An 18,632-nucleotide genomic window follows, 5' to 3' on the forward strand; every position below is an offset into this window, starting at 1 on the left:
TTCATAACTATTTATTTCACAATTGGCAATGTCACTTCACTTAATTTTACTGTAAGATTCGTGCCAGCTTTCGGTCTAATCGTATAATCATAGTCACTAGCGATTAAAACAACCCCTATTTGATGCCCTGCTTTAAATACATAATCATCTGGCTGCATGTCCCATGTAAATGTATAATCTTTGCCCGGTTGAATCGATGTTGAATTTTCTATACTCTTTAAATTTTGTGGATCCATCCAACCTCTCGTTACGATTTCCGGCTTCGTCCCTCCATAATCAACAAGTAAAGCAGTTAAATTTGATACAGATCGATCAATATTTCCTGTAATTGAAATCTTTGGTATACCGCTTATACGCATATCTTTTTGAAGTACAGGCATTGTATACACTAATCGATTGGCTACTTCTAATTCTGGGTTTGCTACTAATTGGTTTGATTTCATTTTTGCATCATCTACGAATGAGAAAACTTTATTTGCAGAACCCATACTTAATGGCAAATTAACTGCTTTGTTACTTAAATACATACGAACTTTTGACGGCACAGCTGATGGATCTGGCCAGTTTTTTAATTTTTCCCAAGTTTTATTTTCACGTTGTACATCAACCATTGGTTCATTCATAATCCCATTTTCAATTCCATACAACCAGTAATCGAACCATTTATTTTGTGTTCTTTGCCAATCATTTGTTGATGTTCCACCGTGTCCACCTTGATGTAACCACATTTTACGAGGGACATCATTTTCTCCAAGTGCTTCCCACCATTGTGCGAACTGCTTAGTCTTTACATTCCAATCATTTAAACCATGAACAACAAATACACTCGCTTTTACGTTTTTAGCATCTTTTACATAATTACGTTTATCCCAAAAATCATTATAATTACCAGTTTTCCGGTCCTGTCCAGCTGTTAACTCTTTTATTACTTGTCCGCAAACTTCAGGATTTTCTCTTGTTAGAACTGCTTCTGCCATGTTATCTGTATCTTCTCCTTGGTATCCACCAGGCGCAATGACTGCACCGTTCGCACGATAATAATCATACCAACTACTAATCGCTGCGATTGGAATAATTGTTTTTAAACCTTCAACACCAGTCGTCGCAACAGCATTCGGTAACGTACCATTATAAGATACTCCTGTCATCCCTACATTTCCTGTTGACCAATCAGCCTTAACTTCCTCACCATTTTCTGTATATGCTTTCGCACGCCCATTTACCCAATCAATGACAGATTTCGTCCCTAATATTTCTTGCTCATCCCCAGTAGTCGGACATCCATCTGATTTTCCAGTTCCAATACTTTCACCTAAAATAACTGCATAGCCTCTTGGCACATAATAATTTCCGTATGAACCAAAATTAACAGCCCCATACGGTTTCCCTTCATATGCATACAATTCTTCATCTACATTATATACAGGAACATCTTTTAAGCCAGATCGATATGGACTCATTTCATAAATAACAGGAACTTTCACATTCGAATCAGTTTTTGGACGCATAACTTTTACTGATACACGATCCTTTTTTCCATCTCGATCACTATCAACTTCTGTTTCCACAAATAAATTTTCAATAATTGCTTCATCAAGCGAGTAAATCGGTTTTGTCATTCCATTTTCTAATTCTATCTTCGTGTTTGAACGTAACGCTTCTGAAACATTTCCATTTAACTTCACGTCATTCTCATTTATGTAGTTTTTTTCTTTATTGTCTGCATACGCAGTCATATTAGAAACTCCTGACGTAATTGATAAAGATAATATTGCTGATAGTGTTGCTATTTTCTTTTTCCCCATACCCTTCCCTCCCCATATATTTCTCCTTTTACTATACAATAAAATTACAGAAAATTCAGTTTATATTTTATGCAACAACTTGAAAAATTTGTAGAACACTCTTCAAACGAGCTTTTGAGGTTATATATTCTGATTTACTGCTCTCATATAATCTATAAAAAACATCGCCTAATAATAGACGATGCTTCTAAAAGTATTGAATTAATCATTCTCCATATTAATATAAAATCGTATCTCTCCATCTATAGTAGAGACTCCATAGTCAAAACCATGTCTCTCTAAAATACTTTTCACTATCGCTAAGCCTAACCCTGTACCTGAATGGTCTTTACTACGAGAAGATTCTAAGACGTAAAAAGGTTCCCAAATTTTATCGATATCTTTCATCTGTTCCGCATTCATACCATTTTGAATTTGAAAATATATATTTTCATTTCGATTTTCTAAAGTAATTTTTATATTTTGATTTGCTGTATATTTTATCGCATTAGATATTAAATTTTGAACGACCATTTTCATTTTATTTACATCAGCATTAACAACTGCATCGCTAACATTATAGTTCACTTGCAAATCGATTTCCTTCGATTCCAGTTCAATTTTATGCTTATCTAATATACTTTGGACTAGTGATTTAATATCGAATTCTTCTTTTTCTAAAACATCTCTTTCTAGTTTAGAAAATCGTAATAACTCTTCAATTAGGTTTGAAATGTGATCAGTTTGTTTAATGATTGTATCTATGTATGTACCATCATCTAAACCATCTTTTATTCCCATAGAATATGCTTTCACTAATGCGATTGGAGTTTTTAATTCATGCGTCACATCACCCATAAATCGTTTTAAATGTTCATTTCGATCTGTTAAATCTTCATGCGCTTCATTTAGTTTTTCACTCATGATATTAATACTATTAGCTAAGTCCCCTATTTCATCATTTGTTTTCACTTTCGCTCGTTCAAATTTCAAATTTGAAATATCTTCTGCAACATTACTTAATTCTTTCAATGGTCTGGTGATTGTTTTTGAAAGTATCCATACAAGTACGATAATGAGAAAAATCGTAATGCCAAAAATGTAAAAATAAAATGAATTTAACGTTTTTATTACTTCATTAGAATTTGCGATCGAAACTCCTACTAAAATTAACATATCGTCTTTCGCAATGTATTTCACAAAAAAACTAGATTTAATCTTTTCTTGATCATATATTTTATTCGATTGCCCGAAGTTCTTTACTTTCATTACTTCTTCTTTTGTAATCCAAAGTTTATTAAGGGCAACCCTTTTCCTTGTAAGTTGCATACGTAACTCATCATTAATTCGATCTTCCGAATTGTTAATTGATGTATACGCAATCGTAACATTTCCTTTATTTTCAATGCTAGTAATTGCTTCATCCAGTTGTTTGCTCGGTATGGACTGTATTTGTGCTGTAATACCTTCTAAACTTTCTCGCGTTTTGTAAATATTATATTTCGGTAAAAGATAGTTAATTAATAATAAAGAGATTGTAAAAATAAGAATAACAGTTAAAGAAATGCTGAGAAATAGCTTTTTTCCAAGTTTATTCACTCTGCTCCTCCAAACTATATCCTAAACCACGATGCGTCTTTATAATATTTTCTCCTACTTTTTTACGTAATCTTCTTACATGTGTATCAACAGTTCGCTCTTCTCCAAAATAGTCAAATCCCCATACGATATCTAACAATTTTTTACGAGTTAAAATCATGCCTTTATGATTTAAAAAACACTTTATTAATTCTAGCTCTGTTTTTGTAATATCTAACTCTTTGTCATTTTTATAAACTTTATTTTTAGTGAAATCTATTTTCAAATCTTGAACTTGAATGACATCATCATGCTGTATAAGCTTTTTCGCCCTAGTTATTAATACGCCTGGATGAAATGGTTTTTTTACGTACTCATCTGCACCACTTTGAAGCGCCGCTAATTCGTCTTCGCTTTCACTTTTCGCTGTAAGCATTAATACTTTAACGCTTGAATTCTTTTTTATTTCCTGACAGACAGTAATACCACTATGTTTCGGCATCATCCAATCTAAAACAGCTAAATCAACTTTTTCATCATAAAATATTTGAAGTGCTTCTTCTCCATCTTTTGCTAATAAAACTTTGAAGCCTTCTTTCTCGAAATAAGCCTTTAAAATCCTTAACATATCTTGTTCATCATCTGCTATTAATACTCTCATACATTATCCTCCATTGCTATTAAACAAAAACCAATTGTATTATACAACTTCTTTGTTACATCAATGTGACAGAAAAATATTTGAACGTTTTAAGGGTATAGTAAAAACGAGGTGTTGTATTATGATTAAAAAAATCGGGGTTATTACTCTTCTTTGTTTCTTATTATCAACAAATGTGTTCGCAAATACAAATCAACAAATTGAAGTGTTTGATTGTCAAAAAGAAATGGTCGTTCAAAAACAATCTTTAGATCCAGCTATTCAAAAGGAAGCTGTTCAATATGCTAAATCGATTACTGGCCCATTCAAAAACTTAAACGTCGTTCCAAAAGATGGTCACATGATAAAGATCCCTTTATCTAAACCAGTTTCTATTAAAAATCAATGGTTACATACAACAATTGATGAAGTACTTATTCTCCTCCCGCTTAATCAAAAACCTTATATTATGCTTTACGATGATGAAAATAATCCGCATTTTTATTATGTGAAAGGTGATCCAAAGGGATTATTGAAACAAATGAATGTTAAAACATAATTGATTAGCAAAAAGAGACTTCATAAGCTTATTTTTCGAAGCTGAGTTCTCTTTTTCACTAATATTTTGGCAAATGATATTTTATTTATATTATTTGCCGAAATATTGTTTAAAAAGCTACTACTATAATACTTTATAGTGACTAGATCCTTTATATACTTCCCCCTTCACAAATCCATTTGCATTATAAAACACATCACCTTGTTTCGTATCTGTATGTAAAACAACCACTTTAAAATACTTTTCTGCATGTAATAATAATCGGTTTAATAACAAGTTCCCTAGCCCTTTACGACGATAGTCCTTTGAAATATAAAGTCTCCTTAATCGGCCAATCTTATTGTTTTCTGTATATGGATCTTTGTTTAGCCCTCCTATTCCAATTAACTTTTCCCCTTGAAAGATACCAAATAAACATTCTCCAGTTTTATTAAATGTGTTTATTTTATTTTCATATTCACTTATTAGTTTTATTAGGAAATTAAATCCTTCGTCTTTGCTTTCTTGAACAAGATAATCGTGTTCGTATATCATTAAATCTTCTATTTGTTGAGTATGTACATCTTTCAAGTGCTTTCCCCCTTAATTTGAAAATACATAAAAATGCTCTAGAATCATTTATTCTGAGCATTTTTATGATTGTTACCTTATTCCACTCGTAGCATGCGTATTCTTCACTTCAGACAATATTCCCTTTAACTCCATTAAATCATCTATTACTAAATCTGCCTGAGCAAGTTCATCTTCTTGCGCAAAATCAAAATTACATCCAATCGCAAGTAAGCCATTATCTTTGGCTGCGTTTATATCAGATAACCGGTCCCCAACTACAGCTGCTTCTTTTATATCATATTTGTTTAAAATATTTTTTACTAAGTCGCTTTTATTAAGTGAGTTTATTTGTTCAATACTAAACGTTTCAGTAACCCATTGGTCTAAGTCATAATAAGATACAATTGCTCGTAAATATTCAGTTAAACCATTACTAGCAATATATATTGAACAATTATTTTCTTTTATATATGCAAACACTTCTTTTACGTTCGGGTATAAAGCACCTTTTCCGCTCTTAATGTTTTCAATTAATCTTTCTAAAAAATATGCATCTGTTTGTTCTCTTACTTCAATAGAATGATTCGGTAATAAAGCTTCCCAAACTTTCGGCAAAGGCACTCCCATAATTTCACGGTATTTTTCAATAGGTGTTACCGTATCCCATAACTGTAATGATCTTAAGTGATCAAATGTATCATCTAACGATAATTCTAAAATTTTATCAGTTTGAAATAACGTTCCGTCCATATCAAAAATTAATGCATGTAACATTCCATTCTCTCCTTTTGCACTATAAGTATTACTCGATATATTTTTCAGCATCTCAACGATAATTTCTGAACAATAATTTGCGGCAGTTTTCGCGAAGTCGTCATAAGAAATTTGCGCTTCATCATCTGCACTGTCAGAAATACATCTTATAACGAGAAATGGTACTTCATTTATGTAAGCAACATGTCCAATTGCTGCACCTTCCATTTCAGTACAATGCGGCGCATATTCGTCTATTAATTTCGCTTTTAGTTTTGAATCTTCAACAAAACATTCACCGCTGACGATTCTTCCTTCATGAATCTCCATATGTAAACTACTACTATTGCATGCTGTACGTGCTAACTCTACTAATTCCTTACTTGCGATAAATTCTTCTTGGAACGGAAATAAGTTTTTCATTTGTGTTTTACTTACGTCATGATGGGTAACATTCGTTGAAATAACGATATCGCCAACTTTTACATCTGGGTGTAACCCTCCAGCAACACCCGTATTGATGATAGCATCTACATCAAATTTATGAATTAACGTTTGCGTACATGCTGCTGCATTCACTTTGCCTACACCAGAACGTGTAATAATTACTTCTGTTCCCATGAATTCCCCAACGTAAAAAGGCATTCCCGCGATTGTTTGTTCTTCTTGTACAACTAATTTTTCTAAAAGTAAGTCTATTTCAATTTGCATTGCTCCGATAATGCCAATTTTGTTCATGAATGTAGTCTCCTTTATTAATTAATCCCTTTAATTCTTTCAGACATAACCGACAATAAAAACTTCGGAAGTACGAGTTGTCTCTTTAACCTTTTCGGCTGTGAGAGTAACCTATATAGCCATTCAGTTCCTGTATCCCTCATAATTTTGGGTGCTCTTTTTACAGTACCAGATATTATATCAATCATGCCTCCTATACCAATAGATAGCGGAACGTTTAATGTTTGTATGTTTTCATAGATGAATTCTTCTTGTTTTGGTGAACCTAGTCCTACTAGTAGCAAGTGCGGCTTGAATTGCTTAATTTTCATTTTTACTTCTTCTATTTCTTCGCCATTTACAAATCCATGCTGTCCTTTAAACTGTGCTCCCGGGAACTGCTCATTTAATTTTTCTAGTGCCTTTTTATTATTTTCTGGCGCAGCTCCAAAAAGAAAGACACGATATTCATTGTCATTACAATATTTTATTAAATCGTGAGTAATATCTGCCCCAGTAACACGTTCTTTCAAACTTCCTTTTAATATTTTCGAGCCAATTATAACGCCAATTCCATCCGCTGTTATTAAATCCGCAGATAGTAACATCTTTTTAAACTGTTTTGATTTATCTGTATTTTCCTTTGCAGACATAACAATTTCAGGATTTGCAGTTACTACAAACCTTGGTTTCTCTTGTTTTTCATGTAGCCAACCTTTTAGCAAACTTATAGCTTTTTCATATTCTAAAGTTGAAAAAGGTATTCCCTTTATAAGTTGGTGATCCACTATACTCTCCCCTCACATAAGCCTCAAATATTCATCAATATCTTTAGAAATTTGCCTAAAAGCTTTATCCCAGAACGCATAACTTGTTATATCTATTTCAAAATATTTTTTCATAAGCTCTTCCACTGGAGCCTTTCCTGTTTCTCGTAAAAACTCTTTATATTTCGAATGAAAAGTACTTTTACTTTCTTGAGCTATTTCTAATAAACTAAAACTAGCTAAATAACCAAATGTGTATGGATAATTATAAAATGGAACATCTGCTATATAAAACTGAACATATTTCATCCAAACAAACGGCTGATATTCTGATAATGCATTCCCGTATGCTGTTTCTTGAGCTACTATAGATAATTTCTCAATTTCATCAGCACTTAAAGGACCTTCTTTACACTTTTCATAAAAATTCTTTTCAAATTCAAACGATGCTCGTATTGCCATTACATAATTAAAACAGTTTCTTATTTTCCAACTAAGCAATGACTTTTTCATATCTATACTATCTGTTGTTTGAATTAGATAATTTATGAGCGCGGTTTCAAAGAAAATAGATGCTGATTCTGCTGTACTCATTGGCAAATAATCATCTAAAAAAGAAGTAGATTGTTCAAAACTCATATTATAAAAATGCCAAGCATGTCCTAGTTCGTGCGCAAGTACTCTTACATTATCGATAATTCCGTCATAACGCATAGAGATTCGTGATTCTTTTTCACTGAAAAAAGGAGCACAAAACCCACCTGGTGGTTTATTATCTCTCGGTTCCGCATCTACCCACCCACTCTCTATTGCATTGCGGGCAAATTCTGCTAATTCTTCATCAATATCTTTTAATGCATCATATATGTTTTGTACTGCTACTGAAAAAGGAATAATAGCTTCATTATTTTCCTTTACTGTCATAAGTTCATGCCAAGTAATCAAAGATTTCCCCTTCTTATACACATTTAAAGCACTTACTAATTTATCAAGATTTTCTTCTGCCGCATTCCACATTTGTAATAATACTGTTTCAGAAATGCCATTCGCATGAAGAGATTGTGTTAAAATCTCTCTATCTTCTAATTCATTACTCTTTGGATTGCGCAATCTCCCTATTTGATTTAATACAGTAGCAAAGATTTCTTTTTCCTCATGTAAAGCACTTGCTAATAACTCAAATACTTCTAGTCTTTCCTTTTCATTATCACTATTCATTGCAATATTATTAGCTTGTCCAAATGATAATTGCTTATTATTGTGTTCTATTTTTATCTTATTTCTTAATTGTATATACATATTTTCCCATGTATCAAGTTCATCTTTCATTAACTTAGTATTAATATTATCGGAAGCTTCTAATTTACTTTGTTGTATTATTTGCTGTACTTCTTTTTTCAAATCTTTTACTGTCGTAGTCGATATAGCAAGGTCAGATGAAATACTTTCTTCAGCAGATCGGCAATACAAATAGTATTCTGCTTTTTCAATAGCTTGTATGAGTTTTGAAAGAATCTCTACATCTTTTGTCACATAATATTGTTCTTTCAACCTCAATATTGGAGTTAGAATATCCTCAATTGGATACAATCGATCTAAATCCCACCTGGCAATTTCATACATTTTTATAACCGCCTCCTATTTTTACAAATAGTTACAGATATTTCCCCTCACAATTATAAACGAAATGTAAAAAATTTAATATCTTTAAATATTTAGATTTCTACAAACGCATTCTTATTTATATTCTTTTCTTCTGCTACTGAAACGTACATAGCATAAACAGATAAACGATACAGCTACTGGAATCAGTATTACTCCTCCAATAAAAGGATAAACTACTACGCAACATGTAAAAGCTACTATAGAAAAAATTTTACCGAACCTATTCTTTATTAATTTCATTCCAGCCGCAGTACCGACTATATATGTAACAATCCCTAACGAATTCGGTATTAAAACAATTTTATCTATACTAATATGGAAAACGAAACTTATTAACAAACCTATTATTGCAATACAACCTACAACTTTTACTGCATTTGTTGGTGTTTCTCTTTTTTTATCAATACGTGCTAAATAACGCGGTGCAACTTCTTCTTTTCCTAGTGAATAACCTAAACGCCCCATACTTGCGATAAATGCATTTGTCGTCCCTAAACAAATGATAAAAGCTACAAATCCAATTACCCATGCAAATTGCTCGCCTAATGTTTGTTTCATTACAAGCACGAGAGCTGTAGTATTATCAGCATTTATATGATAAGATTTCGTTCCAATTACTGAAAATGCAATACCAATATATAAAACTCCAATAATAACAATCGCAAATCCTGTAGATAAAATAATATTTCTTTTTCTAGGTGATTTAAATTCAGGAGCTAAACTTGCAATAGCTTCCCAGCCGAAAAAAGACCAAAAAATTAATAATGATGCTTCTAAAATCGGATTTATTTCTTGCATAGAAATATGTACATTTATATGTTTCATTTCAATATAAGGTAGTGCACTAATAATTGTTACAATTAAAATAAACAAAGTTAATACACCAATACATACTTGAAACCACCCACTCATTTTTAACCCGTATAAATTAAAACCAATTGAAATACTTAAAATAATAAGCGCTATAACATAAGAAAAATATGATGATAAAGCAAACACTCTCACTATATACATTCCACCAGTCATTGAGACTACGATTTGTCCAATGCTACCTGCAACAAAGAAACACCATCCTATAATAGCACCTATATTTTTACCGAAAGCTTTTTCTGCAAACGTGGCAATTCCACCTGCACTTGGGTACTCAATCGATAAAAAAGCGAATGTGAATGCAAGTGGAATACTAAGTAATATCATAATAAGCCAAGAAACAATCGCATTCCCTTCTGCTACACTCGCTGTCATACCAGGTAATATAAGAATTCCTGATCCTAAAACCGCTCCGACGTATAAGGCTGTTCCCTTTTTAATAGAAATTGTTTCATCAAAATGATTAGACATTACATGCACCTCCATTTATATTTTAATTATAGAAAGTTATCAATCTATTCAATATACAAAAGTGCATGTAATTTAACATGAGATTTTATATTATGTATTTATTTCAGAAATTTACTTTCAATTTTGCAAAGGAGCATAATTCATGGATGAAATTGACAAGAAAATTACGTTATTACTACAAGAAGATGCCAGAATGACAATTACAGAAATGACTGAGCACTTACACCTCAGCCGCCCTAGTGTTACCGAAAGACTAAAGAGGTTACAAGATACTGGAATAATTGAAAAATATACCGCACGGATATCATTAGATGCTGTTGGAAAATCAATTCAAGCATTTTTAAGAATTGAAAATCTAAAGATTCCTTGTAAAAAATTTGAGGAAAAAATCTACGAAGAATATAGAATACTCGAATGTCATCGAGTAACAGGTGAAAGTAGCTATTACTTAAAAGTAGCGGTTCACTCTATGAAGGAATTAGAGGAATTAATTGATATCGTTATACCATTTGGAACAGTCAAAACTTCGATGATTTTATCGTCACCGATACCATATCGACCGATTATTACTGATTAATAAGAAAAAAGGATTGATCAAAAGATCAATCCTTTACTCTACTTCATTTAAGAAGAACAATGTTAACGCACCAGGTCCTGTATGCGCTCCGATTGCAGCTCCAATTGTATTTACGATAAATACTTCACAACCGAATTTTTCAGTAATTAATGCTTTTAATGCTTCGGCAGTTTCTAAATCAGCACCGTGAGTCATACCGATTGTTTGACCTTTAAGGTCTTTTCCACGCTCTTCCATAATATCAACAATTCGGCTTAATACTTTCTTTTTCCCTCTTACCTTTTCAAGTGGTACAAGTTTTCCTTCATCCACATTTAAAATTGGCTTAATGTTTAATAAACCGCCGATGAAACCAGCTACTTTACTTAAACGTCCACCCCTAACAAGGTACTGCAAGTCAGCTACAGTGAAGATATGCTCCATATGGTTCATTAGAAAATCAACACGTTTTAAAATATCTTCTTTTGATGCGCCGTCTTTCGCCATTTTAGCAGCTTCTAATACGACAAGCCCTTGACCAAGCGAAGCACATTTCGTATCAATAATTTCTAAATCTAAATCAGCATATGTTTCTTTTACTTCTTCTTTAATAACAACTGACGATTGATATGTACCGGACAGTTCAGATGAAAAAGCTAAATATATACAAGGATTACCTTCTTTTGCATAAGAAACAAATTTTTCTTGGAAAGTTTCAAGTGAAGGCAATGACGTTCTATAAACAGCGCCTTCTCTCATTTTTTGCAATAATGTAACTGACTCTAATGTTACTCCATCTAAATACTCTGTTTCTGCTTCATCATAAACACGGAGTGGAATTAAATCAATATCATATGCTTGCAGTAATTCTACCGGTAAATCCGCCGCACTATCCGTAATGATTTTAACACCCATTTTTAAACCTCTATTCTGTTATAAATATAAAATAATAAAATAAAAATAGTACTTTTAAATTATATACGTAAAACTTAAATGAAGAAAGGAAAACACTTTATATTGTATGCACTATTCTTCAAAACTTGAACTGTTAATGAAAATGATTCTATTTTAAACACCTTTTTCTTATTATTTTTCTAAAACACGAATAATTTTATAAGTATTTTGTATCATTACATGTTAATTCTTTATCTTAATATAATCTTTTCAAATTTATACTGTTTAAAATTTAAAAGCCAAATCCAATAAAGGAAATGGCTTTTAAATTTTCATAAAATAATCAAACTTTATTTTCCATCACATTGCTCTCATTATTATTTTGGCGATGTTAAATATTAGTCCAGTTATGATTAATATTTATAGCCTGTACTATAATTAAAACAGTAAATATCCACCTGTAAGAATCACTAGATAAAAAACAAGTTAAACATTTTATAAAATATTTAATTTTACTAGGGTGTGTCTAAAAACTATTTCTATGATAGGATTACCTCAAATCATTTAGAGAGGGGTATTTTCTATGACGCCACGCCGCTACGAACTTACAAATGAACAATGGGAACAAATCAAAGACTTTTTCCCACCGTATTTTACTGGTCGTCCGCCTAAAAGGAGTAATCGTGAAATGTTCAATGCTATTTTATGGATAGCTAGGAGCGGCGCTCCCTGGCGTGATTTGCCGGACCATTACGGATTATGGAAAACCGTGTATGCTCGCTTCTGCAAATGGCGTGATGAAGGTGTCTTACTGACTATTTTTCAAGAATTAAATGCTGAACCGGATCTTGAAAACCTCAGCATAGATTCAACCAGTATCAAAGCGCATCAACATAGTGCTGGTGCAAAAAAAAGGCTGTAAATCATGAGTGTCATCAGCATATTGGCATGAGTCGCGGTGGAAAAACTACCAAAATCCATGCAATTGTTGATGGTTTAGGCAACCCCATTTTATTTCATTTGACTGGCGGAAATATTTTTGATAGCACTCCTGTTTGCGAGCTTTTGGATGAAATACCGATTAAGGGCAGCAATATTCTTGGTGACAAGGCCTATGGTTCTCATACGATTCGTAACTATATTACCGATCATGAAGCAACCTATACCATTCCACCCAGGTCAAATGCGAAAGCTCCTTGGAATGTGGATTGGTATTTATATAAAGAACGCCATTTAGTGGAGTGTTTTTTCAATAAAATCAAGCATTTCCGTAGAATCGCAACACGTTATGATAAGCTGGCATCTTCTTTTTTAGCCTTTGTGTATATCGCTGCCATTTTTCGATTAACACAATGAACAACAGTTTTTAGACACACCCTAGTAAAGCTAATAAAATTTGGAGAAGAATTTGAACATTTACTGCTATGTCTGTATCCGTAGTCGTAACTGTAACATTTCTAGAATTTCTAATGACAGTTTCTTGTTTATTAACTTGTTTAACAGATGATTTTTGAAACAATTCTTGTGCTACACGGTCAGCTTTTTCACTATCTGCTATAGAAATACTTATTATAACCACGATAGCTGCTTGTAATGCTGCTTGAATAGATAACGCAGCTTTTGTATCTGTAGTAGTAACTTCTACATCTGCTGAATCAACAATTATAATAGATTCTTCAGAAATTTGATAAGTTTTACTTTCTTGAGCAGCTGCTTCTGAAACGCTAGCATTTTTAAAAGACGGATGAGGATTTGAAGAATCTAATGCACTCCACTTTTTATTTTCATCTGTATGGCATGCTTTGTCCATAAGTTCACCCCCTTTCAATCTAAATAATTATTAACCTGTGATTGTATTTCAGAAACAATACTTTTAATTTGCTGCTTTTTTTCTGGCGATAAATTTTTTAACTTTTCTTCAGTTATCCCATGCCTATTAAAAATATCTGAGAGTAAAAGATCTATGATTATATTCTTTTGATCCTTATCAAACTTAAAGGAAGAAAATTTGTTTAAATCATCCATTTACAATATTCACTCCAATCAATTTTCTATAAAAATTTCAAATAACTACAAGCATTATATGTAATTTAATAAAAATTGCTTGGACAAGTAACTTAATCTTCTATTTCCACTTCTTTTTACTAATAAAATCAAAAAGCTGACTTCTAATACGAAGACAGCTTTCCTTCACATAAACATAAGTTTCATTTGCTGTTAAATAATGTATTTAACTTTTACTATTGTGTAGTTTTCTACACTTACTTTCCCATTAATCTTGAATGTTAAATCAGTCATAATAAGAAGTCCAAGCTTGTACCACATATTGCAACAAAAAATATTTACTTAGAGTGAACCCTTATAGCTAAATATAAACAGGTTAGAAACTTTATAAAATGTTTAGTTTAACTAATAAAGCTAATAAAATTTGAAGGAGAATTTGAATATTCACTGCAATATCTGTATCAGTAGTTGTTACGGTTACGTTTCTGGAATTTTTAATTAATGTTTTTTGTCTATTAATTTGTTTAATAGATGATTTTTGAAATAATTCTTGTGTTATTTTATCTGCTTTTTCACTATCTGCTATAGAAATACTTACTACAACCACAATAGCTGCTTGTAATGCCGCTTGAATAGATAGCGCAGCTTTTGTATCTGTAGTAGTAACTTGTACATCTGCTGAATCAACTATTTCAATATATTCCTCAGAAACTTGATCGATTTCATCTGCTTGTATAGCTTCTTCTAAAAAATTTGAATTTTTACTAAATGAATAAGAATTTAATGTTTCGGAATCCTGTTTTATTGATTCAGAATCTCCTTTTTTTGGCTCGCAATCCTCTTTTTTCGGCTCAGGAACTCGTTTTTTCGGCTCAAACTCCCGGTTTAATGGATCCCGGTTTTTCTTTCTTCTACAAACTTCACATTCACACATAAAATCACCCCTTTTAGTCTAGAAAATTAGCAATATTAAAATATTTACTAACTACTAGCATTTTATGTGCTTTTATAAAATTTGTTTGGACAAGTAACTTAATCTTTTATTTTACTTCTACTTCTTTTTCTAATAAAAGAAAGCTGCCTTCTAATAAGAAGACAGCTTTCTTTGTGACTACTCTAGAATAGATTTCATACAATATAATTGTTCCTTTTTTATAACCTGAGCTCGTCACTTTAGTTATAAAAAAAAGTGCTTTGTTTTACTGAAAAGTGGTTGCGGAAACAACCGCCTTTTTATTCGGAACAAAATAAAACTTTTATATAAAAGGCCCATAATTAAATACACTTAACTTCATATGATATATTGCATCCTTTCTTTTTAGAATGAGTAGTCGTTACTGGAGGGCACTTTTCGAAGTGCTCTTATATTTATATCCCTTTTCCTTTTTCAGGAGAAGTTTTTTACTACATCCTAATACGATTTTTATCACTCAAGCTGGTGATTATCATATTCCCTTAATAGTTCCAATTAATACAGTAGCTACTAATTAAAATAAGCCTATAAACTCTATACGCTTAAACAATAATGCGTTACCAAACACATGAACTAATTTTCATTTTGACTATGTAACACTAAATTCACAAGGTCATTATCCTCTGTTTGTTAGAGTCATCATTTCAATACCAGCAAACCCACACCTTCAACTAACAAATTTAACAAATGTGCTATATCAAGGTTCTTTTGATATAGCATCTTATGTTCTATATAATGAAGATAGTGCTAGTATTCCGAAGGAGGATGTATATGAGTATTCAATTGGCCACATCTAACGATTTAGAATGGATTAATAATCAATATGAATCGATAGGATTTGTACAAAGTGATTTAGAGAGAGATAAAGTTGCAATCATTACATACAACAACGAGTATGCAGGTGTAGGACGATTAGTCCAAATAGATGAAGATACGATAGAAATGGGTGGCATTTTTATTCTCCCTAAATTTAGAGGTCTACAATTAGCTAGGAAACTTGTTTCATTCTTAGTACAGACTGCGAAAGCATTAGAAATACAAAACGTATTTTGTATTCCTTTTGAAGAACTAGAAAGTTTTTATAAAACATATGGCTTTATTGAAGTTGATATGACGAAAGAAGTTGTCCATCCAATTATTCTAAAAAAATATAATTGGTGTTTAGAAAATTATGATAAACATGTATTACTATTCAAGTTGAGAGTCTTGTAAAAAAGAAGTGAATACATTTTATTTTACACATCAGTTTATAGCAAGTAATTATCAATGTTTTTTATTAAATTCTTAAATCAAACCACATATAATCCAAATTTCATGTCTGTTTTTAATAAGTGTTAGTAAATTTGTTTTCAAACATGTTAGCACTTATTTTTTCATAGACCTAAATAGATTCATATAATAAAGTAACTATCGCCGTTAGCAAAAATTAGTCTTCATAAATATTACACTGAATTTATTGAGGGAAAACCATTTGTAGCATTTAGGGAATATATTCATTTTTATTTCATTCGTACTTGTACTTCCTGTTCTTGTATTACTTGAACGACTAATTCCAGTACAATATTTTGCATTAATTGATACATATTATTATGAAAAGTACTTTGTTCTGATATGTATTCAATACATTGATAAATATAGCCTTCTACAAATAAGCTCCCTTTTTCAACTGTAAATGTATTCTGTCCATTTTTTATTACTTTTGGCACTAAGAATTCAGTTTTTGTCAAAACAATATCCTGTTCCACCTCTTTTATTCCTATGACTTTTTCTTTAAATACAACTTTTTCTCGTAAAATAATTTCACCTTTATATTTTCCTATTTCTATTGGTAGCTTGGCTGTTATAACATTATTTATTTCTCCTTCATTTTCACCCTCTAATACTATGCTATGTATAGGGGTCCATGAAGATGTCTCTACCTTATTCTCTTCAATATTCCCTATGACTTTTTTATTATATAATTCCATAAGCACTCTCTTTTCATGAAGATTGAAAGAAACTATTTCACAATAAGCCTCCGAATGATACTGTTGTACTGTAGTTAATAACTTAGAATCTAATTCACGCCTACCTACATCTTTTTCATTTTGAAAAACAAACGCTTCTTGATTTTTTATATTTATTTTTGGAAATATTTTAAAACTAGACACTTCAGAAATAATAGAAAATGGTGTTTTCACTACCATTGAACGCACTGAAGGTTCTATTTGTGATTCATATGTTGCATTTTCTTTCTTTACTTCAGATACTTCCTCTTCTTTCTTTACTTTAGATACTTCCTCTTCTTTCTTTACTTTAGATACTTCCTCTTCTTTCTTTACTTCAGATACTTCCTCTTCTTTCTTTACTTCAGATACTTCCTCTTCTTTCTTTACTTCAGATACTTCCTCTTCTTTCTTTACTTCAGATACTTCCTCTTCTTTCTTTACTTCAGATACTTCCTCTTCTTTCTTTACTTCAGATACTTCTTCTTCTTTCTTTACTTCAGATACTTCTTCTTCTTTCTTTACTATTCTTTCTCGTGAATTATCTTGTTTATTCAGATCTTTATACTTGTGAATTTCATCCCATAGCGCCTTACCAATCCATGGCTTATTCATCACCATCCCCCCATCTAATAAAATTCAGGAAAATATGTTATTTTACACGTATTCATTTTCATCATTATATATGTTTTATAATAATAAAAAAGACAATGCTTTTTTAGTTTTATACTTGTACTTGTTGTACTTGTAAAACTTTTAAAGTAAGATCTAGTACAATTTTTTCACGAAGAGTATTAAATGGTTCATTTAGGTCTGTTGGACAAGGCGAAAAGTCTAATTCGAAAAATTGAGCGCTAACTAACTCGCAATATGGTTGTTCGTTATAAAAAACTGTATTTTCGAAGAAGTATTTGTCTAAACGTGGTAAATCACCATTTTTAGGATTAATAAAGTGAGAAGTAGTATCTGAGGAAGCAGCTACTATAGCTAATGATAGAAAATCAGCTTCTGTTAAATCTGCAAAACCAGAAAATGGAACATTTGCAATACGGTCATATAGCACTCCATTACAATCATCATTTGCATACTCAATATTTTTTCGAATATATCCTTGTACAAATAACTTTGCTCTTGTAACTCTTCGGTAAGGTGTACCTGGTACTGGTTCGAATGCTACAGGAACTAACTTACATTGTGTTAAAAATGCATTTTTTAAGATTCGTTTAATTTCAACTGCTGGAGGATCTAATGAAATATCAGATTCTACAACAATTTGAATCGTTCTTTCTGCTAATACAACTGGTATTTTTACAATTGGTGCTCCTGGAGTAGTAATTGGCGTTGCAGGTGCATCACTTAATGGTGTTTGAGTTTGTCCTGCTACCTGACATGGTACGTTAATTGGGCATTGTTCACTCATATTTTATAATCTCCTTTATAAAAAAATTAGAGTTTTTTAACTCTCTTTACTGTATATGTACTTTTTCTATTAATGCGTGGGTTTGTATCATAGTCACTTTTATTATTTGCAAATAAAGATTGTATTCTATCTTTAATATTCAAATACACACAGTTTAATATAATTAGTTTTTATGAATACTTACCTATTTAAAAAATTCTTAACTATTATCGCGGAAAAATACCATAATATGTTGATTAAGTTCAATAGTAAAAAGGATAACCATATTTTCGAAGAAACTTTCAAAAATCTATTCTTAAATTTATTAAGACAAATAAAATTAATTTTGTTAATTTCTTCATTCCATAATATCTATGCAACAGCAAATTAATATTGGATGCACCTTATTGTTAAAAAATAAAAACCGACTTTTTCAAGTCGATTTTTATACCCAATTTGTAATTT

18 protein-coding genes are annotated in these 18,632 nt (G+C 31.5%); 4 read left to right on the forward strand and 14 right to left on the reverse strand.

What is annotated here, in order from left to right; translation table 11 throughout:
- Positions 1 to 11: 11 nt before the first annotated feature.
- The 3 genes from QCI41_RS04290 to QCI41_RS04300 form a co-directional block, all read right to left on the reverse strand.
- On the reverse strand, positions 12 to 1,805 hold the full coding sequence (locus QCI41_RS04290) for a Xaa-Pro dipeptidyl-peptidase (RefSeq protein ID WP_353838217.1): 1,794 nt from the start codon (positions 1,803 to 1,805) through the stop codon (positions 12 to 14).
- A gap of 201 nt (positions 1,806 to 2,006) precedes the next feature.
- Positions 2,007 to 3,383 (reverse strand): sensor histidine kinase, encoded by a 1,377-nt coding sequence (locus tag QCI41_RS04295; RefSeq protein ID WP_353838216.1) that lies wholly within the window; start codon positions 3,381 to 3,383, stop codon positions 2,007 to 2,009.
- Positions 3,376 to 4,023 carry a response regulator transcription factor gene (locus QCI41_RS04300; protein WP_353838215.1) on the reverse strand — a complete coding sequence of 216 codons (648 nt, stop codon included), beginning with the start codon at positions 4,021 to 4,023 and terminating at the stop codon, positions 3,376 to 3,378. The genes QCI41_RS04295 and QCI41_RS04300 overlap by 8 nt, the downstream gene beginning before the upstream one ends.
- A 121-nt stretch (positions 4,024 to 4,144) precedes the next feature.
- Between QCI41_RS04300 and QCI41_RS04305 the strand changes: the two genes are divergently transcribed.
- Positions 4,145 to 4,561: a hypothetical protein gene (locus tag QCI41_RS04305; protein WP_353838214.1), complete on the forward strand. Its 417-nt coding sequence runs from the start codon at positions 4,145 to 4,147 to the stop codon at positions 4,559 to 4,561.
- 123 nt (positions 4,562 to 4,684) lie between these two features.
- Here QCI41_RS04305 and QCI41_RS04310 read toward each other — a convergent pair whose 3' ends face one another.
- From QCI41_RS04310 to QCI41_RS04330, 5 genes are all read right to left on the reverse strand, one after another.
- Positions 4,685 to 5,131: a GNAT family N-acetyltransferase gene (locus tag QCI41_RS04310; protein ID WP_353838213.1), complete on the reverse strand. Its 447-nt coding sequence runs from the start codon at positions 5,129 to 5,131 to the stop codon at positions 4,685 to 4,687.
- Between the two features lie 72 nt (positions 5,132 to 5,203).
- Positions 5,204 to 6,604, reverse strand: a complete 1,401-nt coding sequence (locus QCI41_RS04315) for a 5'-methylthioadenosine/adenosylhomocysteine nucleosidase (protein WP_353838212.1) — start codon at positions 6,602 to 6,604, stop codon at positions 5,204 to 5,206.
- Between the two features lie 17 nt (positions 6,605 to 6,621).
- Positions 6,622 to 7,371 carry a WecB/TagA/CpsF family glycosyltransferase gene (locus QCI41_RS04320; protein ID WP_353838210.1) on the reverse strand — a complete coding sequence of 250 codons (750 nt, stop codon included), beginning with the start codon at positions 7,369 to 7,371 and terminating at the stop codon, positions 6,622 to 6,624.
- Between the two features lie 12 nt (positions 7,372 to 7,383).
- On the reverse strand, positions 7,384 to 8,973 hold the full coding sequence (locus tag QCI41_RS04325; protein WP_353838209.1) for a M3 family metallopeptidase: 1,590 nt from the start codon (positions 8,971 to 8,973) through the stop codon (positions 7,384 to 7,386).
- Between the two features lie 114 nt (positions 8,974 to 9,087).
- Positions 9,088 to 10,356, reverse strand: a complete 1,269-nt coding sequence (locus QCI41_RS04330; RefSeq protein WP_353838207.1) for an APC family permease — start codon at positions 10,354 to 10,356, stop codon at positions 9,088 to 9,090.
- A gap of 142 nt (positions 10,357 to 10,498) precedes the next feature.
- Here QCI41_RS04330 and QCI41_RS04335 point away from each other — a divergent pair, with 142 nt between their 5' ends.
- Positions 10,499 to 10,933, forward strand: coding sequence for an Lrp/AsnC family transcriptional regulator (locus QCI41_RS04335; RefSeq protein ID WP_000343327.1), 435 nt, complete (start codon positions 10,499 to 10,501; stop codon positions 10,931 to 10,933).
- Positions 10,934 to 10,966: 33 nt separating this feature from the next.
- Here QCI41_RS04335 and QCI41_RS04340 read toward each other — a convergent pair whose 3' ends face one another.
- Complete coding sequence (locus tag QCI41_RS04340; RefSeq protein WP_353838206.1) at positions 10,967 to 11,827, reverse strand: DegV family protein; 861 nt, start codon at positions 11,825 to 11,827, stop codon at positions 10,967 to 10,969.
- A gap of 562 nt (positions 11,828 to 12,389) precedes the next feature.
- On the opposite strand from QCI41_RS04340, the gene QCI41_RS04345 reads away from it, so the two are divergent.
- Positions 12,390 to 13,162 (forward strand): IS5 family transposase gene (locus QCI41_RS04345; RefSeq protein ID WP_483299041.1). Its coding sequence is split into 2 segments (ribosomal slippage): positions 12,390 to 12,720 and positions 12,720 to 13,162, totalling 774 coding nucleotides; the frame shifts between segments, so codons are not numbered across the junction.
- 10 nt (positions 13,163 to 13,172) lie between these two features.
- Here QCI41_RS04345 and QCI41_RS04350 read toward each other — a convergent pair.
- The 3 genes from QCI41_RS04350 to QCI41_RS04360 form a co-directional block, all read right to left on the reverse strand.
- Positions 13,173 to 13,616, reverse strand: coding sequence for a spore coat protein (locus QCI41_RS04350; protein ID WP_353838205.1), 444 nt, complete (start codon positions 13,614 to 13,616; stop codon positions 13,173 to 13,175).
- A 14-nt stretch (positions 13,617 to 13,630) separates the two neighbouring features.
- Complete coding sequence (locus tag QCI41_RS04355; protein ID WP_075307475.1) at positions 13,631 to 13,831, reverse strand: spore coat protein; 201 nt, start codon at positions 13,829 to 13,831, stop codon at positions 13,631 to 13,633.
- A 364-nt stretch (positions 13,832 to 14,195) separates the two neighbouring features.
- Entirely contained in the window at positions 14,196 to 14,744 is a 549-nt protein-coding gene (locus tag QCI41_RS04360; protein ID WP_353838204.1) for a spore coat protein, read from the reverse strand.
- An 810-nt stretch (positions 14,745 to 15,554) separates the two neighbouring features.
- On the opposite strand from QCI41_RS04360, the gene QCI41_RS04365 reads away from it, so the two are divergent.
- A complete protein-coding gene (locus tag QCI41_RS04365; protein WP_048560769.1) occupies positions 15,555 to 15,995 on the forward strand; it encodes a GNAT family N-acetyltransferase in 441 nt (146 codons plus the stop codon).
- A gap of 287 nt (positions 15,996 to 16,282) precedes the next feature.
- On the opposite strand, the gene QCI41_RS04370 is transcribed toward QCI41_RS04365, so the two are convergent.
- Both QCI41_RS04370 and QCI41_RS04375 read right to left on the reverse strand, forming a co-directional pair.
- Positions 16,283 to 17,383 (reverse strand): BC_2427 family protein, encoded by a 1,101-nt coding sequence (locus QCI41_RS04370; RefSeq protein ID WP_353838203.1) that lies wholly within the window; start codon positions 17,381 to 17,383, stop codon positions 16,283 to 16,285.
- 109 nt (positions 17,384 to 17,492) lie between these two features.
- A complete protein-coding gene (locus QCI41_RS04375) occupies positions 17,493 to 18,188 on the reverse strand; it encodes a CsxC family protein (protein ID WP_048560767.1) in 696 nt (231 codons plus the stop codon).
- Positions 18,189 to 18,632: the final 444 nt, after the last annotated feature.

Source organism: Bacillus cereus group sp. MG4 (genome assembly GCF_040460055.1).
GTDB classification, from domain to species: Bacteria; Bacillota; Bacilli; order Bacillales; family Bacillaceae_G; genus Bacillus_A; species Bacillus_A wiedmannii.